The organism is Massilia yuzhufengensis, from assembly GCF_900112225.1.
GTDB classification, from domain to species: Bacteria; Pseudomonadota; Gammaproteobacteria; order Burkholderiales; family Burkholderiaceae_D; genus Telluria; species Telluria yuzhufengensis.
Window position 1 is genome coordinate 79,174 of the sequence record NZ_FOLD01000001.1, and the last position, 21,551, is coordinate 100,724.

Genomic DNA, 21,551 nt, shown 5'->3' on the forward strand with positions numbered 1-21,551 from the left:
GCCGGGTAACGGATACATCCAGCTAACGCCGGACTCGTGCTCCTACGGCATTCAGGTGCGGCGCGCCGGCTCGACCAGGAACAGCAGGGAGCCCATCAGCACCAGCACGGCGCCGAAGAGGCGGTTCTGGATCTTCACGGCGCGCACGTCGCGGAAAAAACGCTGCATCGAAGACGCCAGCGTGGCGTAGCCGTGCATGACGATGGAATCGATGGTCACCATGGTCACGCCGAGGATGGCCAGCTGCGGCAGCAGCGGCGCGTCTTTCGAGATGAACTGCGGCAGCACCGCGACCATGAAGATGATGCCCTTGGGGTTGGTGGCGTTGGTCAGGAAGCCCGTCATCACGCGCTTGCCGAAGCTCGGGTGCGCGGCCAGGCCGGCGGTGCTCACCGGACCAGGTTCGGCCTTGGCGCGCCACTGCATCACGCCCAGGTAGATCAGGTAGAGCGCGCCGACGGTCTTGACAATGGTGAAGGCCAGGCTTGAGGCCAGCAGCAGCGAGCCGACGCCGGCGCCGGCGATGACCAGCACCAGGACCAGGCCCAGTTGCAGTCCCAGCACGGTGGCGCTGGCTTTCTTCAGGCCGTAGGCCAGGCCGTGCGACATCGACAGCACCGCGCCGGAGCCGGGCGAAATGGCGATCAGCGAACCGGCGATGACGAAGGCGATCCAGGTAGCGAAGCTCATGCTGTGGGGGGAGAGAGGGAAAGAGGGGGTGGAGCGGACGACTGCGAAGCGGGGCCAGCGCGCGCGTCCGGACGGGCCGGAGCGCGGCGCGGGGCCAGGTACGGCTTACTTCTTCTTTGGATTGACGGCGGCTTTCAGCGTGGCGCCAGCTGCGAAGCGCGGCGACTTCGATGCAGCGATCTTGATGACGTCGCCGGTTGCCGGGTTGCGGCCCTTGCGCGCAGCGCGTTTGGTGACCGAGAACGTGCCGAAGCCGGTGATACCAACCGTGTCGCCTTTTTTCAGGCGCTCGGTGATGATGTCGATGATCGTGTTCACAGCGCTGTTGGCAGCTGCGCCAGACATCTCGGTGCGCTTCGCGAATTCCGCGATCAGTTCGCCTTTTTTCATAAGTCCTCCGGGGTTAAAAGAGGGGGAAGATTAGCATAAATATTGCTGTATGTAATCTCGCTCCCCGGAGGCGTAACCCCAATGCGGATCAGGCCATGCTGGTTTCGACGCCGGGCGCGGCCAGGCGATGGCGCAAGGCGGCGTTGATCAGGGTCTGGTAACCGGTGCCGCAGCGCTCCGACAGGTTGCGGAATTCGTTCAGGACTTCGTCGTCGAGGTAGATCGTGATGCGGGTCTTGCGTTTCGGCGGGCGCGCGCGGCGTGCCGGTGCGGCTTGCAGGGTCGATTCGATATTCATGGCGTCTCCTTCGGTGGCGAGGCTGCAGTACCGCAGCCAACAGAATGCACTATACGTATGCGTCTGTACGATCGCCTGCGAAAAGCGACGAGTTGCAGATTTACGCGACTGGAATGCAAAAAGCCGCGCTGAACCGTGTGACTGCAATCCACGCGTCGGGTACTATGATGCGAACTTGACATGATGGGAGCAATCGATGGCCGGCAGCCTGCTGTTATTACTGGACGATATCGCCAGCGTCCTCGACGACGTGGCGGTAATGAGCAAAGTGGCGGCGAAGAAAACCGCCGGCGTGCTGGGCGACGACCTGGCCCTCAACGCCCAGCAGGTCACCGGCGTGAATGCCGACCGCGAGCTGCCGGTGGTGTGGTCGGTGGCCAAGGGCTCGTTCAAGAACAAGGCGATCCTGGTGCCGGCGGCGCTGGCCATCTCGGCCTTCGTCCCCTGGCTGATCACCCCGCTCCTGGTCATTGGCGGCGCCTTCCTGTGCTTCGAGGGCTTCGAGAAGATTGCGCATAAATTCCTGCATGCCAAGGAAGACGCCGAGCACAAGGCAAAACTTACCGAGGCGCTGGCCAATCCCGCCATCGACATGGAAGCGCTCGAGCAGGAAAAGGTCAAGGGCGCGATCCGCACCGACTTCATCCTGTCGGCAGAGATCATCGTGATCGCGCTGGGCACCGTGGAGCAGGCGCCGTTCGGCCAGCAGGTCGCGGTGCTGGTGACGATCGCGCTGGCCATGACGGTGGGCGTGTACGGCCTGGTGGCGGCGATCGTCAAAATGGACGATGCGGGCCTCTACCTGAGCCAGAAGGCCGGGGCCCTGGCGCAGAACACCGGCAAGCTGCTGCTGGCCACCGCGCCACGTTTGATGAAGTTCCTGTCGGTGGTCGGCACCGCAGCCATGTTCATGGTCGGCGGCGGCATCATCGCCCACGCCTGGGCGCCGCTGCACCACTTCTCGGAAAACGCGGCCGCCATGACGGCCGGCGTGCCGGCCATCGGCGGCGTGCTGGCGGCGATCACCCCGACCCTGGTCGATGCGATTGCCGGCGTGATCGTCGGCGGCCTCGTGCTGCTGGCCGTGACGCTGGTGCAGCGCATGCGCGGCAAAAAGACCGCCCCCGCACATTGATTCCTCCAGGCCGTCCGTCCGGGCGGCCTGTTTTTCCCTTTTTGTCCTACACTGAGCGCGGCGGTTCGTCGCGGCGCGACACGGCCGCCCCGGCGGCCAGTCCCAGCGCCAGCGCGGCGTACACGAAGGCCAGCGAAGGCGTGGAGAGGCGCTTTTCGTAGCCCGGCTGGAAGCGCTTGGGCGTGAGCTTGTAGTCGGCAAACGCCGCAAAGGCCGAGGTAGCCGCCGATGCCGTCAGGATGCCCACCGGGGTCTTGCGGTCAAGGTAGCGCCCGGCCACGCGCTCGAACACGATCGACCAGAAGGTGGAACTGGCATGGTGGATCAGGTAGCCCGGCACCGTGTAGCGCATCGACGGCGCGCTGTGCAGGGCAGCCTTGTCCCCATGCACGTAGTGGCTGACCGCGTTGGTGGGCGCGAAGGCGCTGCCGGTTTCCTTCTTGCCGACGATCGCCAGGGCCACCGTCGACAGGATGCTGGAGGCGGCGCCGGAGACGAGGCCGCGCTGAAGTGTGGTGGTCCAGTTTTGCATGAGGTCCTCTTGTCCTGGTTGGATGATGTTTCGATAACAATACCGATAAATTCCGCTTGCTGGCGCGCTGGACCAGCATGACTTCACTAAGCCAAATTACCTAGGAGAAAACCATGCAGGCATACCAGATTCTTCCCGGCGCCAACATCGACGGCTTGCAGTGCGTCGACTACCCCGCGCGCCAGCTCGGCCACGGCGAAGTGCGCATCCGCGTGCATGCCGTGTCGCTGAACTACCGCGACCTGATGGTGGCCAGCGGCAACTATCTCGTCACCGTGGACGACCCTGTCATCCCTTGCTCGGACGGCGCCGGCGAAGTGCTCGAAGTGGGGCATGGCGTCACGCGCGTGCAGGTGGGCGACCGCGTGGCCGGCTCCTTCTTCCCGCACTGGGCCGACGGCGCCACGTCGGCAGAGAAAATCCGCCACTCGCTGGGAGGCGACATCGACGGCATGCTGGCCGAGGAAGTGGTGCTGCACCAGGATGCGCTGGCCAGGATTCCGGCCTCCTTGACCTTCGTCGAGGCGTCCACCATGCCCTGCGCCGGCGTCACCGCGTGGAATGCGATCTTCGTGTCCAGCAATGGGCTCAAACCGGGCGACACCGTGCTGCTGCTGGGGACCGGCGGCGTGTCGGTGCTGGGCATGCAGCTGGCCAGGGCGGCCGGCCTGCGCACCATCATCACCTCGTCCAGCGACGACAAGCTGCAGCGTGCGCGCGACCTGGGCGCCCACCACACCATCAACTACCGGGAAATCCCGGAATGGCACGAGGAAGTGCTGGCGCTCACGCAGGGCAAGGGCGCCAACGTGGTGCTGGAAGTGGGCGGCAAGGGCACGGTGAACCGCTCGGTGTCGGCGGCGGCGATGGGCGGCACGGTGGCGATCATCGGCGGCGTGAGCGGCTTTGGCGGCGAGGTGAACCCGGCCGCGCTGCTGGCCACCGCCAAGCGCATGGTCGGCATTTTCGTGGGCAGCCGCGCCATGCTGGAAGACGTGATGCGCTTTGCCGACGTGGCCGGCATCAAGCCGGTGATCGACCGCGTGTTCCCGTTCGGGCAGGCGGCCGATGCCTACCGCTACATGGAATCGGGCTCGCACTTCGGCAAGGTGGTCATCGACGTCACCCACCGGGGCTGATTCAGCGCTTCGGCGGCACCAGTTCGATTTCGTACAGCTTGGGCCACAGCTTGCCGGTGACGAACAGGCGCTTGCCCTTGCTGTCCCAGGCGATGCCGTTCAGGACGGCGTCCGGGTCGGCCGTGCCGCGCTGCGCGGGCGGCAGCAGGCCTTCGAGGTTGATCACGCCTTTCACGGCGCCGCTGGCCGGGTCGATGCGCACGATCAGGTCGGTGCCCCAGACGTTCGAGAACAGTTCGCCGTCGACCATTTCCAGCTCGTTCAGCTTGGGGATCGGCTTGCCCTGGTGGGTGACCTGGATGCGGCGCAGCTCCCTGAAGGTCTTGGGTTCGAGGATGCGGATGAACGAGCTGCCGTCGCTCATGTAAACCTGCCTGGCGTCGCTCGCCAGGCCCCAGCCTTCGCCGACGTACTTGAAGGTGTTCTTCAGCTTGAAGCTCTTGCTGTCGTAGACGTAGCCGACCTGCGAGGTCCAGGTGAGCGCGACGATATCGTTGCCGACGGGCGTCGAGCCTTCGCCGAAGACCTCGGCCGGCATGTCGGCCTTTTGCACCACCTTGCCGCTGCCCAGGTCCACCTTGCGCAGCGACGAGGTGCCGTTGCGGCCCGTGGTCTCGTACAGGTGGCCGTCGCGGAAAAACAGGCCCTGGGTGAAGGCCGCCTGGTCGTGCGGGTAGGTGTTCTTGACGACGAAGCCGTACACCGGGACGGCCGCCTGGGCTGCGCCGGCGACGGTGGCGGCAAACGTGGCGGCGAGAGCGATGGTGGCGAGAGTTGTGCGCATGACGGGAAATGTAGCACGATCGCGCCGCAGCCGGCTGCGCCGCCGCGGGTTCAGAACAGCGACAGGTTCGGCGACGGTTCCGGCGCCGCTTTGCGCACCGTCTGCGGCGCGGCCCAGTCCTTCATGCGCTCGGACGGGTAGTGCCGCAGGAAGCTGCGCGCCGTCTCCACGTCGCGGCAGGCCAGCCAGTCTTCGAGTTCATCCGGCGCGATCACCACCAGCGAACGCTTTTCATCGCCAGGCTTGTGCATGCGCGACATCAGCGGGTGCTGGTCGGCGTTGATCGTGATCTGGGTGAACGAAGACTCCACCGTCCCATCGGCCTCGGTCCATTCGCGCCACAGGCCGGCGACCATGAAGGGGCTGTCGTCGTGCATGCCGATCGCGTGGCGCAGCGCGCGCCCGCTCTCGTAGCAGGGCTCGTAGAACCAGGCCATGGGCACGGCGCACAGCTGCAGCCGGCGCCAGGCCGGCGCGAAGGAGCGCCGCTCGCCCAGCGATTCGGCGCGCGCGTTCATGGTGTCGAAGGGTTTGACGCCGGGCGGGATGCGGCGGCGCGGCACCATGCCATAGCTGGCCAGGCAGGCGGACGGGCGGCCATCAACGCCGGCGCGGATGATCGGCGCGCTGTAGTCCTTCCAGACTTCATCGGGCCAGCGCCAGTCGGCCGGCAGTTCGCTGAAGGCGCCGAGCGTGCCGAATTGTTCGCGGGTGGGAGAGTGATAATTGACGCACATGGTCCGTCCAGCATAGTGTGGCCGGCGGCGCTTGGCAACCGGGCCGCTAGAAGTAGGCGATCAGCCGGCCGCAGGCGATCACGGCGATCCACAGGCCAAGGGAGAGCAGGGCGTGCAGCAGCGCCCGTGGCGGCGCTCGCCCCGTCCAGGCGTCGGCCTGGCCATACGGCCCCGCATGGAAGGCCAGCGCGTTCACGCCGGCGAGAAGGATCAGCCCGAGCTTGAGCAGGAACACGCGGTTGGCCAGCAGCGCCAGCGGATCGGCCACGAGCAGCAGCAGCCCGGTGGGCACGACCAGCAGCATGCTGCCGGCCGACCAGGGCAGCAGGTGGCGCGCCAGCGCTTTCACCGGCAACTGGCGGCCGAAGCCCAGCACGCGCAGGTCGAACATCGCCACCGCGCCCACCAGCACGGCGAAGCCGACGATGTGGAGCGTCTCGACGATCGGGTACAGCCATGCATGCTCGCGCAGGGCCTGCGCCAGCGGCAAGGACGCGGCGAACCTGGCCGCGTCTTGCCAGGGCATCAGCGCAGCTCCGTGGTCTTGTCCTTGATGGTGATGCGTTCTGCGCGCAGCTCGGTGGCGTTGCTGCGGTGGGGATAGCCGTGCACCGTGGCCTGGTTGCCGGCCACCAGGTTTTCCTTCGGCAGGCCGCGGTTTTCCATGCGGCCCGGGGGCGCCAGCACCACCAGCCAGGTCTTGTCGGCGGTCTTGAGCCGCACGAAACCATGCGGCTGCAGGTAGCCCGACTCTTCGATGGTGCCGGACAGCGTGAGCGGCTTGTCGGCGTTGTATTCGCTCCAGCCGTGATGGGCGGAAGCGGTGGTGGCCACCAGTGCGGCCAGCAGAAACCAGCGTTTCATGGAGACACTCCTGTTAAGGAAAACACAAGCGATTGTACGCCCGCTTTTCCCGCGATGGCGATATGCTGTGCGGATGCCTGAACAACGCAGGGCCGAGCCGGCCGACCTTCCTGAACTGTGGGCGCTGCGTACCCGTGCGGTACGCACGAGCTGCGCCTCGCACTACGCCCCGGACGTCATCGACGCCTGGTGCGCTGCGCCGCCACCCGACCGGCTGCCGGCGCTGCTGGCAGGCGGCGGTGGCCTGGTGGTCGAAGAAGTTGGGCAGGTTCAGGGCTACGCGATCCTCGACCTGGCCACCGGCGAGCTCGATGCCGCCTTTGTCGACCCGGCGCAGCAGGGCCGCGGCATCGCCCGGCGGCTGCTGGCGGCGCTCGACGCCATGGCGGTGCAGCACGGCCTGCGCCGGCTGTTCCTGTCCGCCTCGCTCAATGCGGTGCCCTTCTACCAGCAGGCCGGCTACGTGGCGCTGCGGCGCGAAACCTACCCGCACCGCAGCGGCCTGCAGCTGGAATCGGTCTACATGGAGAAGGAGCTCGCCCCGCTCACACGAAGCTGAAGGTCAGCTCCTGCGGCAGGCGCGACTTCGGCAGGCCGGCGTTGAAATCCGCACCCGAGTGGTAGCCGAAGCTGGCCAGCACCACGCTGCCCAGGCCCTGGGCGTACAGGCCGAATTCTTCGTCCAGGATCTGCTGGTCGAAGCCTTCCATCGGCGTGGCGTCGATGCCGAGCGAGGCGGCGCCCAGCAGGGCGGTGCCCAGCGCCAGGTAGACCTGCTTTTCCAGCCACTGCGGCAGGTCGCGCGTGCCGAAACGGTGCTGGCGCACGTAGCCGCGGCGGCCGGCGTCCTGGCCCGCGCGCGCCGCATCGTCGCGGAAGCGCCCGTCCTGGCCTTCCTGCGCCAGCAGGCGTTCGAGGTGGGCGTCATCCATGTCGATGCGCGAGCAGAACACGATCACGTGCGAGGCGTCGAGGATCTTCGACATGTTGTAGCCGTAGCCGCCCTGGGCCGCCCTGGCCACACGCGCCTTGCCTTCGGGCGTACTGGCGACGATGAAGTGCCAGGGTTGCGAGTTCACCGAGGAAGGGCTGTGGCGCAGCAGGGAGTACAGCTGCTGCATCAGTTCTTCGGGCACACGGCGTTCGCTGTCGTAGGCCTTGGCGGTGTGGCGGGTGCGGGCTGCTGCGAGAATATCCATCTGGGTTCTTTCTTTATTTGTTTCAAAAATGTTCGAGCACGATCTTGCCGACCGCGCGGCCGCTTTCGATCAGCGCGTGCGCGCGGCGCAGGTTCTCGGCCGAGATGGCGCCGAAATGCTCGCCCAAGGTCGTGCGCAGCAGGCCGTCGTCGACCATCTGCGCCACGCGACCCAGCAGCTGGTGCTGCTTGATCATGTCAGGCGTTTCAAACATGGAGCGCGTGAACATCAGCTCCCAGTGCAGCGAAATCGATTTGCGCTTGAGCGGCACGGCGTCAAGCTGCGCCGGGTCGTCGATCAGCGCCAACTGGCCCTGGGGCGCAAGGATATCGACAATCGCGTCATAGTGCTGGTCGGTGTGCGTGAGGCTGATGACGATGTCCACCGCCGGGATGCCGAGCGCCTCCAGCTGGGGGCGAAGCGGCGCGTTGTGGTCGACCACGTGGTGGGCGCCGAGCGTGCGCACCCAGTCGGCGGTTTCGACGCGCGAAGCGGTGCCGATGACGGTAAGCGCGGTCAGCTTGCGCGCCAGCTGGACCAGGATCGAGCCCACGCCGCCGGCCGCGCCGATCACCAGCACCGACTTGCCGGCGCCGCCTTGCTCTTCCACGCGCAGGCGGTCGAACAGCAGTTCCCACGCGGTGATCGAGGTCAGGGGCAGGGCGGCGGCCTGGGCGAAGTCGAGCGAGGCCGGCTTGCGGCCGACGATGCGTTCGTCCACCGTTTGAAACTCGCTGTTGGAACCCGGGCGCACCAGCGAGCCGGCATAGAACACTTCGTCGCCCGGCGCGAACAGGGTCACCTGCGCACCCACCGCGCGCACGATGCCGCTCGCATCCCAGCCCAGCACGCGCGGTTCAAGCACCGCGGCATTGCGGCGAATCTTGGTATCCACCGGGTTGACCGACACGGCGCGCACTTCCACCAGCAGGTCGTGCGGGCCGGTCCGCGGCATAGGCAATTCGATCTCCTGCAGGGAAGCCGGGTCGCTGATGGGCAGGCCGTGCTGCGTATACACTACTGCTTTCATGTTGAATCTCCGGTAAGTTTGGCTTGCCTGGCATTCTAGACAGCATCCCGGCACCGAAAAACCGTGCTGGAGCGATTTCACTTTCACGCCTGGAGAGAAAATGATCAGGCTCGACGACCTGGCGATGTTCGTCCGCAGCGCCGCCCTCGGCAGCTTTTCCCGGGCCGCGCGCGAAGTCAACCTGCTGCCCGGCCAGGCCAGCGCGGCGATCGGGCGCCTCGAGCGCGAACTCGATATCCGCCTGTTCGCGCGCTCGACCCGCAGCCTGCGCCTGACCGAGGAGGGCAAGCGCTACCTGCCCTTCGCCCAGGATGCGCTGCAGGCGCTGCGCGACGGCGTCGAGGGCATGCGCGGCGATGCGGCGTCGCTCAGCGGCACGCTGCAGATCGCGGCGCCCTCGGACTTCGGGCGCAACCTGCTGCTGCCGTGGATCTCGGAATTCCGCCGCGCCCACCCGAATCTCGACATCCAGCTGTTGGTGTCGGACCAGGTGGCGGACGTGTTCCGCGACCCGGTGGACATCGCAGTGCGCTACGGCCAGATCGACGACGCCAGCTTCGTCGCCTTGCCGATCGCACCCGCCAACCGGCGCGTGCTGGTGGCGTCGCCCGCCTACATCGCGCGCCACGGCCGGCCGGCCTCGCTCGACGAGCTGGCCAACCACAACTGCCTGCAGTACCGGCTGCGCGGGCGCACCTACGACCGCTGGTCCTTCCCGCTGCCGGAGGGCGCGAAAGTGGTGCAGGTGGCGGGGAGCCTGGTCAGCGACGATGCCGACGTGGTGCGGCGCTGGGGGGTGGCGGGCGAAGGCATCGTCTACAAATCCTGGCTCGACGTGAGCGAAGACGTGGCGCAGGGGCGGCTGGAAGTGCTGCTGCCTGGCGTGCCCGGCGAGCCAACGCCGCTGAACCTGGTGTGCCCGCACCGCAAGCAGTTCTCGCCGGCGGTCAAGCTGCTGCACGCGCTGATCGAGGAACGCTGCCGGCCCCTCGCCAGGCCGGACTAAGCCTGCTCGTTCATTTCCGCCACCAGCGCGGCCACCAGTTCGCCCGCCGGCATGCTGCGGGCCTGTGCGAAATTGCTGCCGCCCCAGTTGACGGAATAGTCCTGGTTGCCGGCGGCGGAAGCGGCCGCGTGCAGGGCCTTGGCGGCGTCGTAGGTAGTCGGATAGTCGGGCAGCGGCGGATGGCCGGCGGCGCCGACCTCGGTGAACAGGCGGTTGACGATGCCGCGCGCGGAGCGCCCCGAGATGGCGGCCGTGTGCGCCGTCTCCAGCGTGCCGCCCGCGGTGATCAAGGCGCGGTGGTGGGGCGGGGCGGACGATTCCGGGCAGGCGATGAAGGCGCTGCCCATTTGCACGGCGCTGGCGCCGTGCGAGAACGCGGCGCGGATATCGATGCCATTCATGATACCGCCGGCGGCCACCAGCGGCAGCTTGACGTTGCCGCGCAGCTGCTCCAGCAGCGCGAAGGTGCCCAAGCCCGCATCCGGTGCGGAAGGATCGAAGATGCCGCGGTGGCCACCGGCCTCGATGCCTTGCGCGACGATCACGTCGATGCCGGCCGCCTCGATTTGCAGGGCTTCGTCGAGCGAGGTCGCGGTGGTGAACAGGACGATGCCGGCCGCCTTGAGCGCATCGATCTGCGCTTGCGGCGGCAAGCCGAAATGGAAGCTGACGACGGCGGGGCGTTCTTCCAGCAGCAGCTCGAACATCGGCGCGTCGTCGAGGAAGCTGCGGTAAATCTCCTTCAGCGCGGCCGGCGGCTGGGCGCCGAAGCGTTCGAAATGGGGGCGCAGCCACTCCAGCCAGGCCGCTTCGCGCGCAGGGTCGCTGGCGGCCGGCGCATGCGTGAACACGTTGACGTTGAACGGGCGGCTGGTAAGTGCGCGCACGGCGGCGATCGCAGCCTTTGCCTGCGCCGGCGTCACCGTGCCTACCGCGATCGATCCCAGGCCACCCGCTTCCGAGACGGCGGCGGCCAGCGCCGGCGTCGAGATCCCCGCCATCGGGGCCTGGATGATCGGATGGCGGATGTTCAGCATCGACAGCAGGTCAGGGCGCATGGTCGTCTCCGGCGAGGTAAGGATCGAAGCACGAGTATAGCCAGAGCCGGCGTGTTACGCCGGGCGCAGCAGCATAAAGGCCAGCAAAAACATCAGGGTGCCGGTCAAGGCTTCGATCACGCGCCACACGGCGGGACGCCCCAGCACCGATGCGAAGCGCTGCGCGCCCAGGCCCAGCGCCGTGAACCACAGCACCGAGGCCGTCATGGCCCCCGCCGCGAACGAGGGCCGCGCGTCGCCCGCCAGGCTGCTGCCCACCGCCCCAAGCAGCACCACGGTATCGAGGTAGACATGGGGATTGAGCAGCGACAGCGCCAGCACCGTGGCCAGAGCCCGTCCCAGCGTCTGCGCCTGGGCGCCGGCCGCCGGTTCCAGCGACGCGCCGCCGCGCAGGCTGCTGTTCCAGCAGCGCCAGCCATACCAGAGCAGGAAGGCGGCGCCGCCATAGCGCGTCACCGCCATCAAGCTGGGCGAGGCCTCGACCAGCCGGCCCAGCCCCGCCACGCCCAGCGCGATCAGCGCCACGTCCACCACGATGCAGGTGAGGACGGTGGCCAGCATGTGCTGGCCGCGCACGCCGGTGCGGATCACGTGCGCATTCTGGGCGCCGATGGCCATGATCAGGCTGGCGCCCAGCCCCAGCCCCTGCAGAAAAACCTGTTGCGAAAACATCGCTGCTCCTTACGAAAGAAGCCATGGTGGCGAAAGCTCCGCCATACTTCAAATATATTCATCTTTTTTAAAGATAGTTAAGCAAAACTTAGTTAGGCGCCCCATGCAGATCGATCCCCGCCGCAGCGCCGCCTTCATGGCCGCCGTCGATACCGGCAGCCTGGAACTGGCGGCCGCCCAGCTGGCCATTACCTCGTCCGCCATCTCGCAGCGCATCTCGGCGCTGGAGCAGGATTTCGGCACGCCGCTGCTGGTGCGCAGCCGCCCCTGCCGTCCCACCGGCCCGGGTACGCGCCTGCTGCAGTACCTGCGCCGCAGCACCCTGCTGGAAGCGGAATTCCTGGCCGAGATGGGGATGGACGAAGGCCCGGCGCGCGTGGCGCTGGCCGTCAACAACGACACCCTGGCCACCTGGCTGCTGCCGGTGCTCGGGCCCATCCTGGCCGCCGAAGAACTGCTGGTGGAATTCGTGCTGGACAACCAGGGCCATACCTTCGCGCTGCTGGAACAGGGCCGGGTGGTGGCCTGCGTGTCGGGCGAAGCGGCGGCGATGCACGGCTGTACCGTCAGCCCGCTGGGCCAGATGCGCTACCGGATGGTGGCCGCCACAGGCTTCGCCCGCCACCACTTCCCGAACGGTTTCGACCGCGACAGCGCGCAGCGTGCGCCGGTGGTGGTGTTCGACCGCAAGGATTCGCTGCAGTCGGCCTTCCTGCTGAAGCATTTCGGGCTGCCGGAGGCTTCCTACCCCTTCCACTACGTGCCGGCCAGCGACCCGTATGTGCAGGCGATCCGGATCGGCATGGGCTACGGCCTGCTGCCGCTGGAGCAGTGCGAGGCCCTGCTGCGTGACGGGACCATGGTGGACCTGACGCCCCACCTGCATGTGGACGTGCCGCTGTACTGGCACGCCTGGCGCATCCAGCCGCCGCGCCTGGAGCGCATGGGCGCGGCCCTGCTCAAGGCGGCGCGCGGCGTGCTGCTGCCGCTGCCCTAGTCAATCAGGAAGCGCGCACCAGCCGCAGGCAGGGCTTGTGCGCGCGCTGCGCGCTGCGCCCACCCCATCCAGAGCGCGAACACGAAGCGCCCGGCGCCGTCGTAGCGCCCCAGCACCAGGCTGGGCCTGGCCAGGCGCAGCGCCGCCCAGCGCAACATTGGCGTGCGAGAGCAGCGGATACACCAGGGCGAAGGTCCAGGGCGTGGCGAAGGGCGCGGTGACGAGCAGGTCGTACAGCGCGCTCATGCGCGTGATGCGATAGTAGGTGGACAAGGAAACGGTCATGGGCGGCTCCCGCGGTGCGCATCCTCGATGCTGACACGCTATGCGCGCACGCTCCTTGCGCTGGACGAAAAAAAGGCCGGACGCTTGCGCGCCCAGCCCCAAGGGAGAGTGTGAAACGGTAGAACGGGTGAATCAGGAACCGATGCGGCCGCCGTCGTTCTTGGTGATGACGATGGTCGCCGAGCGCGGACGCTTGCCGGCGCCATAGCCGGCGTTCGACGGCCACTGGCTGGCGTACTTGGTGGGGTCGGCCGCATTGGCCGCCGCCGTGCCTTCGCCCGGGTGCTGGATGTTCACGAACAGCGCCTTGCCGTCCGGGGTCTCGGCGATGCCGGTGATCTCGGCGCCCACCGGGCCCACCAGGAAGCGCTTGAGCGTGTCCGCCGTAGCGGCCTGGCCCACATAGGTGTCCACCGCCAGCGTGGTGCCGTTGGCGCGCGCATGGTTCAGCGTCACCTTCTTGCCGTCGCCCACTTTGCCCGGCAGGCCGGCCAGCATCATGCAGTTGCTGACGTCGGTGTAGGCGCCGTCGTCGGTCTGGAACCAGCAGATGCCGGTGGCGGTGCTGAAGGCCAGGCCGTCCGGGCTCGAGAAGTCCTGGTCGGCCGAGAGGCCCGACAGGTTCACGGTGGCGGCGGCGGCGCCGGCTTCGGCGCCGAACAGGTAGACGTCCCAGGTAAAGGCGGTGGCGGCGGAGCCGGCGGCGCCTTCCTTCATGCGGACGATGTGGCCGTTCGGGTTGCCCACCTGCGCGGTCGTGCCCTTCATGTCGGTGTAGACGCGCGGGTTGGCGGCGTCCGGCGCGGCCTGGCTGGCGCCGCTCGGCTCGACGCGGCGGTTGCTGTTGTTGGTCAGCGTGTAGTAGATCTCGCCGTTGGCCGGGTTCACCGAGCACCATTCCGGGCGGTCCATCTTGGTCGCGCCCACGGCGTCGCCGGCCAGGCGCGCATTGACCAGCACGTCGGCCTGGTCGGCGAACTTGTAGCCGGCGTAGGCGGCGATCAGCGGGTTGGCGATCGACAGCTCGATCCACTGGCCGCTGCCGTCGGCCGCGAATTTGGCGACATACAGCTTGCCGCTGTCGAGGTACTTGTCGCCGGTGGCGATCCGGTCCGCCGCCGTCGCATCGGCGGCCGCCCACAGCGCCGTGGAGACGAACTTGAAGATGTATTCGTTGCGCGAGTCGTCGCCCATGTAGACCGCCAGCGGCTGGCCCGCCACCACCATGCCGAAGGCCGCGCTCTCGTGCGCGTAGCGGCCCAGCGCGGTGCGCTTCTTGATGGAGCGGGTCTTGTCGTAGGCGTCCATCTCGACGATGTAGCCCATGCCGTTCATCTCGTTGCGGTAGTCGTCGCTGCCGTCCAGCGACGCGCCCTTCTTGCTCAGGTTCCAGCGCGCGTACTTGTCGTCGGCGCCGCCGGTTTCCCAGCCGTGGCGCGAAGCGGCGCCCTGGTCGCGGCCATAGCGCTTGAGCGAGACCACGCTCTTGTCGTTGCCGCGCGCGGCATCGTCGGTGGCGGCGCGGGTGAAGTAGCCGGACCAGTTTTCTTCGCCCGACAGGTAGGTGTTCCACGGGGTCTTGCCGGTGCCGCAGTTGTTCAGGGTGCCGCGGATTTTCGTCCCGTTGGTCGAGTACTTGGTGACCACGAGCGCATTGCCGCGCACCGGGCCCGAGAGTTCGATCTCGGTCTGCTGGTGCACGCGGCGGTTGAAGCTCGATTCCTTCACGGTTTCCCACTTGGCGGCGTTGCGGCGCACCTCGACCACCGACAGGCCGTGCAGCGCCATCTCCTTGTCGACTTCCGCGCCCGGGCGCGGCAGGCTCATGGTGCCGCCGGTCGGGTGCAGGAAGAAGGCCGACAGCTTCTCGTCGATGGTCGCTTCGTGGTTCATCGCCAGCAGGCCGCGCTCGATGGCGCTGGTCGACGGGGCGCCGCTGCCGGACAAGGGGAAGAATTCCATGCCGTCGTGCTGGTCGCCGGCGCGGTTCTCGTGGTCCGTATCGGTGCCGTCGTTCCTGAACGCCGGCGTGGCGGCGGTGAGCGGGTCGCCCATCGCGTACAGGACGCTGGCGGTGTAGCCGGCCGGGACCACCACGGTGTCGGCCAGGCTCTTGGAGACGGCGCCGAAGCCGAGCAGCTTGTCGGCGGGCGGCGGGGTGACCACGACCGGCGGCGCCGGTGCGGTGTCGTTGTCGGATCCGCCGCAGCCACTCAGGCCCAGCGCGCCGAGCATGGCGGTGGCGGCCGAGGCGGCGCCGCCGCGCAGCAGGCTGCGGCGGCTCAGGCGCGCTTCGAGGACGGTGCTGAAACTGTCGTTCGACGAGACGTTCGTATCGATGTCGTCGTGGTCGACAGGGATGCGGGCGAGGTCGGTCGGCTTGTTCACGGTAATCCTGTTCGTAGTGGGGAGAATCCGTGCATGGTAGGGAGCGAAGATGACTGGCCTGTGACGTTTCGATAACAGTTCCGTGACAAACTGACGAAACTGGCGACAGATGGTTTTCCATGCAGATATACTGCCGGGGCCCTCCGCCCGCACCCTGCGGCACCACCAAGGACAGATCGCATGCAGGACCGCAGCAGCAACAGCCCCGCCACCCCCGCTCCCACCCTCGACCCGGCCGCCCTCGGCCTGCACCTCTTCGAAGCCAGTCCCGACTGCGTCAAGCTGCTCGACGCCGACTGCCGCATCGTGGCCATGAACCGCAACGGCCTGCGCGCGATGGAGCTGGGCGATGGCGCGCAGGTGTTGGGCAACGCCTGGCCGACCCTGTGGCCGCAGGCCAGCCAGGCCGATATCGCCGCCGCCGTCGCCGCGGCGCGCAGCACCGGCAGCGGGCGCTTCCGCGGCGCCTGCCCCACTGCGGCCGGCACGCCCAAGTGGTGGGACGTCACCGTCAGCGCGGTCGGCGCGCCCAGCGGCGGCCTGCTGGCGGTCTCGCGCGACATCACCGCCCAGGTGCAGGCCGACGCCGAGCGCGAACGGCTAATGCGCCAGCTCAGCGTGGCCAGCCAGCGCATGGAAGACGTGTTCCGCCAGGCGCCGGCCTTCATGTGCGTGCTGGCGGGGCCGGACCACGTGTTCGAACTGGTCAACGAGCGCTACCTGCAGCTCACCGGCAACCGCGACCTGGTCGGGCTGCCGCTGCAGCAGGCCTTGCCGGAACTGGCCGGGCAGGGCTTCATCGAACTGCTCGACGGCGTGTACCGGACCGGCGAAGCGTACAAGGGCGCCGACATGCCGGTGATGCTGCAGCGGCATCCCGGCGGCCCGCTGGAACGGCGCTTCGTCGACCTGGTCTACCTGGCGCTGCGCGACAGCGAAGGCAACATCAGCGGCATCCTCGCCCACGGGGTCGACCAGACCGAGCGCAAGCTGGGCGAGATCGAACTGTTCGAAAGCCGTGAACGGTTCCAGAAAATCGTCAGCCAGGCCGCCACCGGCGTGGTGCAGATGGATCCCGACGGCCGCATCACCCTGGTCAACCAGAAGTACTGCGACATGGTGGCGCGCAGCGAAGCGGAGCTGCTCGGCCTGAGCGTGGTCGATTTGACGGCCGAGGAGTCGATTCCCGTCACGCTGGACGCCGTGCGCCGCCTGGCCGCGGGCGAGACCGGCCTGGTGGTCGACAAGCAGTACCTGCGCCGGGACGGCAGCCTGATGCCGGCCACCAGCAGCGTCAACGCGCTGCGCGGCCCGGATGGCGAATTCCAGGGCCTGGTGGCGATCGTGGTCGACACCACCGAGAGCAAGCGCGCCGCCGAAAAGCTGCGCGCCAGCGAGGAGCGCTACCGCACCCTGTTCGAGTCGGTCGACCAGGGCTTCTGCATCTTCGAGATGATCTTCGACGAGCAGCAGCGCCCGGTGGATTACCGCTTCCTCGAAATGAACAAGATGTTCGAAGCCCACACCGGCCTGCAGGACGCGGTGGGCCGCACCGCGAAAGAGATGATCCCGACCCTGGACAGCTTTTGGTTCGAGACCTACGGCCGGGTGGCGCAGACGGGCGAACCGGTACGCTTCGAAAACGAAGCCCCGGCGATGAACCGCTGGTTCGACGTGTACGCCAACCGCCTGGGCGGGGAGAGCAGCAACAAGGTGGCGCTGCTGTTTTCCGACATCACGGCGCGCAAGCAGTCGGAAGACACGCTGCGCAAACTGGCGGCCGACCTGTCGGAAGCGGACCGCCGCAAGACCGAATTCCTGGCCACGCTGGCGCACGAGCTGCGCAACCCGCTGGCGCCGATCCGCAGCGGCCTGAGCGTGATGCGCCTGAAGGGCGACAATCCCGCCACGGTGGCGCGGGTGCGCGAGATGATGGAACGCCAGGTCGGCCACATGGTGCACCTGATCGACGACCTGCTCGACATCGCGCGCATCAGCGGCGGCAAACTGGAACTCAAGAAGGAACGCGCCGACCTGCGCACGGTGCTCGCGAGCGCCGTCGAGACCAGCCTGCCGCTGGTGGAAACCGGCCAGCACGAACTGTCGGTGGACGTGCCGGACACCGAGGTGGCGGCCGACGTCGACGTGACCCGCATCGCGCAGGTGGTGGCCAACCTGCTCAACAACGCGGCCAAGTACACGCCGGCGGGCGGGCGCATCAGCCTGTCGCTGCGGGTCGAAGGGGAGGAAGCGGTGATCGCGGTAGCCGACAACGGCATCGGCATCCCGGAAAGCGAACTGGCGTCGGTGTTCGAGATGTTCAGCCAGGTCGGCCACCACCTGGAACGCTCGCAGGGCGGGCTGGGAATCGGCCTGTCGCTGGTGCGGCGCCTGGTCGACATGCATGGCGGCACAGTCTCGGCCACCAGCGGCGGCGTTACCGCCGGCAGCGTGTTCACGGTGCGCCTGCCGCTGGCCGGCAGCGCCCACGACACGCCTGCGCAAGGGCCGCTGGCCGGCGCCGGCAATGCCGCCGCCGAAGGCCTGAAGATCCTGGTGGTGGACGACAACGTCGACGCCGCGACCACGCTGTCGATGATCCTGGAAGCCTGCGGCTACCAGACCGAGGTCGCCCACGACGGCGTGCAGGCGGTGGCGGCGGCGCAGGCCTTCCGCCCGCACGTGGCCTTCCTCGACATCGGCATGCCCGGCATGGACGGCTACGACACCGCCCGGGCGATGCGCAGCGTGGCCGGACTGGAAGGCATGACCCTGGTCGCGCTGACCGGCTGGGGCGCCGACAGCGACCGCCAGAAATCGAACGAGGCCGGCTTCAACCACCACCTCACCAAGCCGGTGCAGCTGGACGTGGTGCAGGAGCTGCTGGGGACCCTGGCCGCTTGACGCGGCCTGTGGACAAGTCCCGACTTGTCCCAGCGCGCGACACGCGTGGCTGCGCCACCGATCCGCGTTCAGGCGTATCCTCGCCAGGACGGCATTGTGGCCAATAACGGATGCGGTGGACACCTTGAGCGAGCAAACCCTTACGGCAATCAAGCAAGGCGCACAGCAGCTGGCCGACGTGGTCACCCTGAGCGCGCAGCAGCGCTACGCGCGCTTCGTGCAGCAGGTGGCGGACACCGGCGATGTGTGGGGGCTGTACCGCGACGGCTGGGCGCTGGCCAAGACCGACGACGGCACCCTGGTGTTCGCCATGTGGCCGGCCAGCGAGTTCGCCGACCTGTGCGCGGAATTCGAATGGGACGGCTACGAGCCGCTGTCGTTTCCGCTGGACGACCTGATGGCCGACCTGCTGCCCCAGCTGGAAGAAGACGGGGTGTTGCCGGGCATCTTCTATACGCCAGGCGACCGCGGGCTGACGCCGACGGTGTACATGCTGCGCGTGGACCTGGAACGGGCGCTGAAGAAACGGTAGGGTGGTCGGCTTCGCCGACCACCCTACGGGTTTAGCTCATAACGCACGTCGCGCCGGTCTTCGGCCTGCAGGCCTTCCACCAGGTAGGCATCCCAGCCCAGCCGTCCCTCGTCGCCTTCCAGCCGCACGTTGCGCACGTCCGCGGCCAGCAGCACCAGCTCCACTTCGTACTCGAGCGACAGCCCGGTGAACATCGCCAGCATGCTGCGCAGCGCCCGCGCGGCCAGCCCGCCGGGCAGGAAGTTATTAAAACCGGGCCGGTCCAGCGGCCCCACCACCAGGCGCAGGCGCAGGTCGCGCTGCCACACCCGCGCGCCGGCGATGGCGCCGACACCCAGCACGGCATTGCCGCGGCCCAGGATGGTCTGCTGGGCCAGCGGCACGTCGTACCAGCAGCCGACGAATTGTTCGGCCACCACCGGTTGCCCGAAATACTCGGACAGCACGCGCGCCAGCTGGACGCTCGAGGTGGGCCGGTGCCGCACCGACGCGGCGAAATAGGCGATCGACTCGTCCAGCACCGCGCCGTCTTCGCTGCCGGCCAAACGCCGGCGCAGGGAATGGTCGCCCAGGCCGGCCAGGCTCAGGAGCAGCGGCAGGAAGGCGTCCTGGCCGTCGAGCTGGTATTGCAGGGCCAGCCGGTACTTGCGCCAGGCTTCGTAGAACAGCGCCAGCGAGCGGTTCGAGAAGGTATCGAGGAAGGCGCGCGCGCCCTCGTCCTTTTCCTGCCACTGGTGCTCGGCGAGTCGCTCGGTGTAGTGCAGCGGCAGCACGCCATTGCCGCCGAGCAGGCCCATGAAGGACGGCGTCAGGCGCACGTAGCGCAGCGCGCCGTCTTCCAGCGCCGTGGCCAGGCTGGCCGCCTTCGGTGCGATGTCGCGCGGCTCGGCGTGGATCGCCTCGACCTGGCTGGCCGGAAAGCCCAGCGACAGCGAATTCTGGAAGCGCAGGAGTTGCGGGACCAGCCCGCCGGACGGCTTGCCGCGCCGGCGCAGCCACAGTTCGAGCATGCGCACCGCCTGGAAATACTCGAAGCGGTAGGGCTCGCGAAACAGGCGCTCGATTACAGCAGGCTCAAATCGCCGCTGCGTGGCGGGCAGGTCAATAAGTCTTCTCCGGTTTTGTTCGACACGATCACCAGCTGGGTGAAACTGTTGGCATGCACATACAGGGCCAGGAAACGGTCGACCACCTGGGCAAACGCATGGATGCCGCTGCCGACGAACGCTTCCTCATCGATGCTCAGGCGCACTTCGACGCCGCGCACCAGGCAGGTGAATGGATTCCCGGACAGCCAGGCCGTGGTGGGACGCTGGTGGATCGCCTTGATGCCGCCGACCTGGCGCTGCGACGACGGCGAGCGCGGCAGGTCGTACAGCGCCAGCATCTCGCGGAAGGCATCGACCCCGCCCTCGGCCAGCGACAGGTGGTTGAGCGCCAGGTGCGAGATCAGGCGCCAGTGGGCGCCGCGCCCGCGGGCGAAACGGTAGGACGTGCTCGGTTTGCGCAGGAAGGCGATGGCGCGCACGCTCGCCCCCCCTTCCAGGAACAGGTCGCCGCCCTGCTGGCCATAGCTCAGGCTGGCGGGCAGGTCGCGGTTGGTGCAGGTGAGCTCGATATTGAGGGTGTCGGTTTCCACCTCGGCCGGATCGAAATCGATGTCGACGATCGAGACCTGGGTTTCGAAGCCGGGGCTCTTGTCGGCCAGCGACTCGTCGCGCCGGATCGCGTAGTAGTGGCCGGCGTCTTCCGGCGCCTGCGCATGTTTCAGCGCGTAATAGGGACGGAACTGCACCAGGGTTTCGCCCTGCGGCGTCTGGCGCACCAGGTTCAGCGATTCGATCGCGTAGACCTCGTAGGCAAAGGCGCGGCGCGCATCGGCCAGCACCGGATAGCTGGCGCTCATGTGGGTCACGCGGATCGGCTCGCCGCGCTGGCGGAACAGGTTGATCACCGGCGTGCAGCCCAGCAGGACATTGTTGGTCGACAGCGTGCCGAGCATGCGCGCCAGGTTCGAATCCGAGCGCAGACCCGACAGCGCCAGGTGCAGGGTGAGCGTACGCGCGCCCGGCGGCGCATGGGCGGCCAGCGTGCGCAGGTCGAGGTCGATGAAATTGAATTTTTCGGGAAAGCAGAAGTATTCGGTGAGCAGGCGATAGGACGCGTGCGAGCGCGCCGGAAAGTCGATCAGCGATTCGTCGTCGTCGAAGCCGGCCGGATGCACGGGAATGGCCGGCAAGGCATTCCAGCGGCCGCTGCCGTCGGCTTCTACGTAGGCGGCGACGCTGCGCATGAACAGCGCGTCGCGCAGGGCGGCGCAGAACGACGGTTCGCCGTCGAGGAAGATGCGCAAGGCAGGCAGGTCGAGCAGGGCGATGGAACCCTGCTCGGCCGTGCAGGAAATGGATAGGCTGATGCTGGAAGAAGCATTGCCCGGCAGGCGCACGGCGTCGGGCGCGTCGATGATGGCGGAAAAACTGGCCCTGGCCAGCGCCAGCGCCAGCGGCGCCACCGTGACCGGATACACGGTGCGGAAGGTGCAGGCCGCGCCGCGCACGGGCCGCGTATTGAGCTGGGTGCCGCGCGCGATCACGCTGGCGCCGGCCTGCTTGGCCGCGCCGCCAAGGTCCAGGCGCGCGATCGAGCACGAAGGGAAGGGGCGCAGGTAGTGCGGATACAGCACCTCGAACAGCGCTTCGGTGAACTCCGGATAGTCGTCGTCGAGGCGCTTGGCGATGCGCGCGTTGAGCAGCGCGAACGATTCGATCATGCGCTCGGTGTGCGGGTCTTCGCACACTTCGCCGCTGATGAGCAAGCGGCCGGCGATGCGCGGGTAGCGTTCGGCGAACTCGCGCAGGTTGCGGCGCAGGTAGCCCAGTTCGCTTTCGTAGTAGGGCAGCATCTGGTCCAT

At 67.8% G+C, this 21,551-nt stretch carries 23 protein-coding genes; 7 read left to right on the forward strand and 16 right to left on the reverse strand.

Annotated elements, in window-relative coordinates:
• Positions 1–51: 51 nt before the first annotated feature.
• From BM031_RS00355 to BM031_RS00365, 3 genes are all read right to left on the reverse strand, one after another.
• A complete protein-coding gene (locus BM031_RS00355) occupies positions 52–690 on the reverse strand; it encodes a LysE family transporter (RefSeq protein WP_091869524.1) in 639 nt (212 codons plus the stop codon).
• A gap of 105 nt (positions 691–795) precedes the next feature.
• Positions 796–1,080, reverse strand: a complete 285-nt coding sequence (locus BM031_RS00360; RefSeq protein ID WP_091869527.1) for an HU family DNA-binding protein — start codon at positions 1,078–1,080, stop codon at positions 796–798.
• An 88-nt stretch (positions 1,081–1,168) separates the two neighbouring features.
• Entirely contained in the window at positions 1,169–1,378 is a 210-nt protein-coding gene (locus BM031_RS00365) for a BrnA antitoxin family protein (protein WP_091869530.1), read from the reverse strand.
• Between the two features lie 196 nt (positions 1,379–1,574).
• Between BM031_RS00365 and BM031_RS00370 the strand changes: the two genes are divergently transcribed.
• On the forward strand, positions 1,575–2,513 hold the full coding sequence (locus BM031_RS00370; RefSeq protein ID WP_091869533.1) for a DUF808 domain-containing protein: 939 nt from the start codon (positions 1,575–1,577) through the stop codon (positions 2,511–2,513).
• Positions 2,514–2,559: 46 nt separating this feature from the next.
• Here the strand turns inward: BM031_RS00370 and BM031_RS00375 are convergent, their stop codons facing one another.
• Positions 2,560–3,045: a hypothetical protein gene (locus BM031_RS00375; protein WP_091869536.1), complete on the reverse strand. Its 486-nt coding sequence runs from the start codon at positions 3,043–3,045 to the stop codon at positions 2,560–2,562.
• A gap of 113 nt (positions 3,046–3,158) precedes the next feature.
• Between BM031_RS00375 and BM031_RS00380 the strand changes: the two genes are divergently transcribed.
• Positions 3,159–4,184, forward strand: coding sequence for a zinc-dependent alcohol dehydrogenase family protein (locus BM031_RS00380; protein WP_091869539.1), 1,026 nt, complete (start codon positions 3,159–3,161; stop codon positions 4,182–4,184).
• A gap of 1 nt (position 4,185) precedes the next feature.
• Here BM031_RS00380 and BM031_RS00385 read toward each other — a convergent pair whose 3' ends face one another.
• The 4 genes from BM031_RS00385 to BM031_RS00400 are packed head-to-tail and all read right to left on the reverse strand — an operon-like array spanning position 4,186 to position 6,569.
• On the reverse strand, positions 4,186–4,968 hold the full coding sequence (locus tag BM031_RS00385; RefSeq protein WP_091869542.1) for a glutaminyl-peptide cyclotransferase: 783 nt from the start codon (positions 4,966–4,968) through the stop codon (positions 4,186–4,188).
• A 50-nt stretch (positions 4,969–5,018) separates the two neighbouring features.
• A complete protein-coding gene (locus tag BM031_RS00390; RefSeq protein ID WP_091869545.1) occupies positions 5,019–5,705 on the reverse strand; it encodes an SOS response-associated peptidase family protein in 687 nt (228 codons plus the stop codon).
• 46 nt (positions 5,706–5,751) lie between these two features.
• Entirely contained in the window at positions 5,752–6,231 is a 480-nt protein-coding gene (locus tag BM031_RS00395; RefSeq protein WP_091869548.1) for a DUF6644 family protein, read from the reverse strand.
• The gene (locus tag BM031_RS00400) at positions 6,231–6,569 is read right to left on the reverse strand and encodes a DUF6152 family protein (protein ID WP_091869551.1); all 339 of its coding nucleotides are present in this window, start codon (positions 6,567–6,569) and stop codon (positions 6,231–6,233) included. The genes BM031_RS00395 and BM031_RS00400 overlap by 1 nt, the downstream gene beginning before the upstream one ends.
• A 73-nt stretch (positions 6,570–6,642) precedes the next feature.
• On the opposite strand from BM031_RS00400, the gene BM031_RS00405 reads away from it, so the two are divergent.
• Positions 6,643–7,128 (forward strand): GNAT family N-acetyltransferase, encoded by a 486-nt coding sequence (locus BM031_RS00405; RefSeq protein ID WP_091869554.1) that lies wholly within the window; start codon positions 6,643–6,645, stop codon positions 7,126–7,128.
• On the opposite strand, the gene nfsB is transcribed toward BM031_RS00405, so the two are convergent.
• Both nfsB and BM031_RS00415 read right to left on the reverse strand, forming a co-directional pair.
• Positions 7,115–7,768: an oxygen-insensitive NAD(P)H nitroreductase gene (nfsB, locus tag BM031_RS00410; protein WP_091869557.1), complete on the reverse strand. Its 654-nt coding sequence runs from the start codon at positions 7,766–7,768 to the stop codon at positions 7,115–7,117. The two genes, BM031_RS00405 and nfsB, sit on opposite strands and share 14 nt — an antisense overlap.
• 22 nt (positions 7,769–7,790) lie before the next feature.
• Complete coding sequence (locus BM031_RS00415) at positions 7,791–8,798, reverse strand: zinc-binding alcohol dehydrogenase family protein (RefSeq protein ID WP_091869560.1); 1,008 nt, start codon at positions 8,796–8,798, stop codon at positions 7,791–7,793.
• A 100-nt stretch (positions 8,799–8,898) separates the two neighbouring features.
• Between BM031_RS00415 and BM031_RS00420 the strand changes: the two genes are divergently transcribed.
• Positions 8,899–9,804 carry a LysR family transcriptional regulator gene (locus BM031_RS00420; RefSeq protein ID WP_091869564.1) on the forward strand — a complete coding sequence of 302 codons (906 nt, stop codon included), beginning with the start codon at positions 8,899–8,901 and terminating at the stop codon, positions 9,802–9,804.
• Here the strand turns inward: BM031_RS00420 and BM031_RS00425 are convergent.
• Both BM031_RS00425 and BM031_RS00430 read right to left on the reverse strand, forming a co-directional pair.
• Entirely contained in the window at positions 9,801–10,862 is a 1,062-nt protein-coding gene (locus tag BM031_RS00425) for an NAD(P)H-dependent flavin oxidoreductase (protein ID WP_091869569.1), read from the reverse strand. The genes BM031_RS00420 and BM031_RS00425 overlap by 4 nt on opposite strands.
• 54 nt (positions 10,863–10,916) lie before the next feature.
• On the reverse strand, positions 10,917–11,534 hold the full coding sequence (locus BM031_RS00430) for a LysE/ArgO family amino acid transporter (protein ID WP_091869572.1): 618 nt from the start codon (positions 11,532–11,534) through the stop codon (positions 10,917–10,919).
• Between the two features lie 103 nt (positions 11,535–11,637).
• Here BM031_RS00430 and BM031_RS00435 point away from each other — a divergent pair, with 103 nt between their 5' ends.
• A complete protein-coding gene (locus BM031_RS00435; RefSeq protein WP_091869575.1) occupies positions 11,638–12,531 on the forward strand; it encodes a LysR family transcriptional regulator ArgP in 894 nt (297 codons plus the stop codon).
• Here the strand turns inward: BM031_RS00435 and BM031_RS24880 are convergent, their stop codons facing one another.
• Positions 12,532–12,816, reverse strand: a complete 285-nt coding sequence (locus BM031_RS24880; RefSeq protein WP_143084484.1) for a hypothetical protein — start codon at positions 12,814–12,816, stop codon at positions 12,532–12,534.
• A gap of 132 nt (positions 12,817–12,948) precedes the next feature.
• Entirely contained in the window at positions 12,949–15,204 is a 2,256-nt protein-coding gene (locus BM031_RS00440) for a PhoX family protein (protein ID WP_091869578.1), read from the reverse strand.
• 180 nt (positions 15,205–15,384) lie between these two features.
• On the opposite strand from BM031_RS00440, the gene BM031_RS00445 reads away from it, so the two are divergent.
• Positions 15,385–18,108: a PAS domain-containing protein gene (locus BM031_RS00445; protein WP_091869581.1), complete on the forward strand. Its 2,724-nt coding sequence runs from the start codon at positions 15,385–15,387 to the stop codon at positions 18,106–18,108.
• A 115-nt stretch (positions 18,109–18,223) separates the two neighbouring features.
• Positions 18,224–18,640, forward strand: coding sequence for a DUF2750 domain-containing protein (locus tag BM031_RS00450; RefSeq protein WP_370660028.1), 417 nt, complete (start codon positions 18,224–18,226; stop codon positions 18,638–18,640).
• A gap of 23 nt (positions 18,641–18,663) precedes the next feature.
• Here BM031_RS00450 and tssG read toward each other — a convergent pair whose 3' ends face one another.
• Both tssG and tssF read right to left on the reverse strand, forming a co-directional pair.
• Positions 18,664–19,740: a type VI secretion system baseplate subunit TssG gene (gene tssG, locus BM031_RS00455; RefSeq protein ID WP_091869585.1), complete on the reverse strand. Its 1,077-nt coding sequence runs from the start codon at positions 19,738–19,740 to the stop codon at positions 18,664–18,666.
• The gene (gene tssF / locus BM031_RS00460) at positions 19,704–21,551 is read right to left on the reverse strand and encodes a type VI secretion system baseplate subunit TssF (protein ID WP_091869590.1); all 1,848 of its coding nucleotides are present in this window, start codon (positions 21,549–21,551) and stop codon (positions 19,704–19,706) included. The genes tssG and tssF overlap by 37 nt, the downstream gene beginning before the upstream one ends.

What these genes read in the sequence shown, in the direction of transcription:
- BM031_RS00355 (WP_091869524.1), bottom strand. Translation starts at nt 690, where the DNA reads ATGAGCTTCGCTACCTGGATCGCCTTCGTCATCGCCGGTTCGCTGATC.
- BM031_RS00360 (WP_091869527.1), bottom strand. Translation starts at nt 1,080, where the DNA reads ATGAAAAAAGGCGAACTGATCGCGGAATTCGCGAAGCGCACCGAGATG.
- BM031_RS00365 (WP_091869530.1), bottom strand. Translation starts at nt 1,378, where the DNA reads ATGAATATCGAATCGACCCTGCAAGCCGCACCGGCACGCCGCGCGCGC.
- BM031_RS00370 (WP_091869533.1), top strand. Translation starts at nt 1,575, where the DNA reads ATGGCCGGCAGCCTGCTGTTATTACTGGACGATATCGCCAGCGTCCTC.
- BM031_RS00375 (WP_091869536.1), bottom strand. Translation starts at nt 3,045, where the DNA reads ATGCAAAACTGGACCACCACACTTCAGCGCGGCCTCGTCTCCGGCGCC.
- BM031_RS00380 (WP_091869539.1), top strand. Translation starts at nt 3,159, where the DNA reads ATGCAGGCATACCAGATTCTTCCCGGCGCCAACATCGACGGCTTGCAG.
- BM031_RS00385 (WP_091869542.1), bottom strand. Translation starts at nt 4,968, where the DNA reads ATGCGCACAACTCTCGCCACCATCGCTCTCGCCGCCACGTTTGCCGCC.
- BM031_RS00390 (WP_091869545.1), bottom strand. Translation starts at nt 5,705, where the DNA reads ATGTGCGTCAATTATCACTCTCCCACCCGCGAACAATTCGGCACGCTC.
- BM031_RS00395 (WP_091869548.1), bottom strand. Translation starts at nt 6,231, where the DNA reads ATGCCCTGGCAAGACGCGGCCAGGTTCGCCGCGTCCTTGCCGCTGGCG.
- BM031_RS00400 (WP_091869551.1), bottom strand. Translation starts at nt 6,569, where the DNA reads ATGAAACGCTGGTTTCTGCTGGCCGCACTGGTGGCCACCACCGCTTCC.
- BM031_RS00405 (WP_091869554.1), top strand. Translation starts at nt 6,643, where the DNA reads ATGCCTGAACAACGCAGGGCCGAGCCGGCCGACCTTCCTGAACTGTGG.
- nfsB (WP_091869557.1), bottom strand. Translation starts at nt 7,768, where the DNA reads ATGGATATTCTCGCAGCAGCCCGCACCCGCCACACCGCCAAGGCCTAC.
- BM031_RS00415 (WP_091869560.1), bottom strand. Translation starts at nt 8,798, where the DNA reads ATGAAAGCAGTAGTGTATACGCAGCACGGCCTGCCCATCAGCGACCCG.
- BM031_RS00420 (WP_091869564.1), top strand. Translation starts at nt 8,899, where the DNA reads ATGATCAGGCTCGACGACCTGGCGATGTTCGTCCGCAGCGCCGCCCTC.
- BM031_RS00425 (WP_091869569.1), bottom strand. Translation starts at nt 10,862, where the DNA reads ATGCGCCCTGACCTGCTGTCGATGCTGAACATCCGCCATCCGATCATC.
- BM031_RS00430 (WP_091869572.1), bottom strand. Translation starts at nt 11,534, where the DNA reads ATGTTTTCGCAACAGGTTTTTCTGCAGGGGCTGGGGCTGGGCGCCAGC.
- BM031_RS00435 (WP_091869575.1), top strand. Translation starts at nt 11,638, where the DNA reads ATGCAGATCGATCCCCGCCGCAGCGCCGCCTTCATGGCCGCCGTCGAT.
- BM031_RS24880 (WP_143084484.1), bottom strand. Translation starts at nt 12,816, where the DNA reads ATGACCGTTTCCTTGTCCACCTACTATCGCATCACGCGCATGAGCGCG.
- BM031_RS00445 (WP_091869581.1), top strand. Translation starts at nt 15,385, where the DNA reads ATGCAGGACCGCAGCAGCAACAGCCCCGCCACCCCCGCTCCCACCCTC.
- tssF (WP_091869590.1), bottom strand. Translation starts at nt 21,551, where the DNA reads ATGGACCAGATGCTGCCCTACTACGAAAGCGAACTGGGCTACCTGCGC.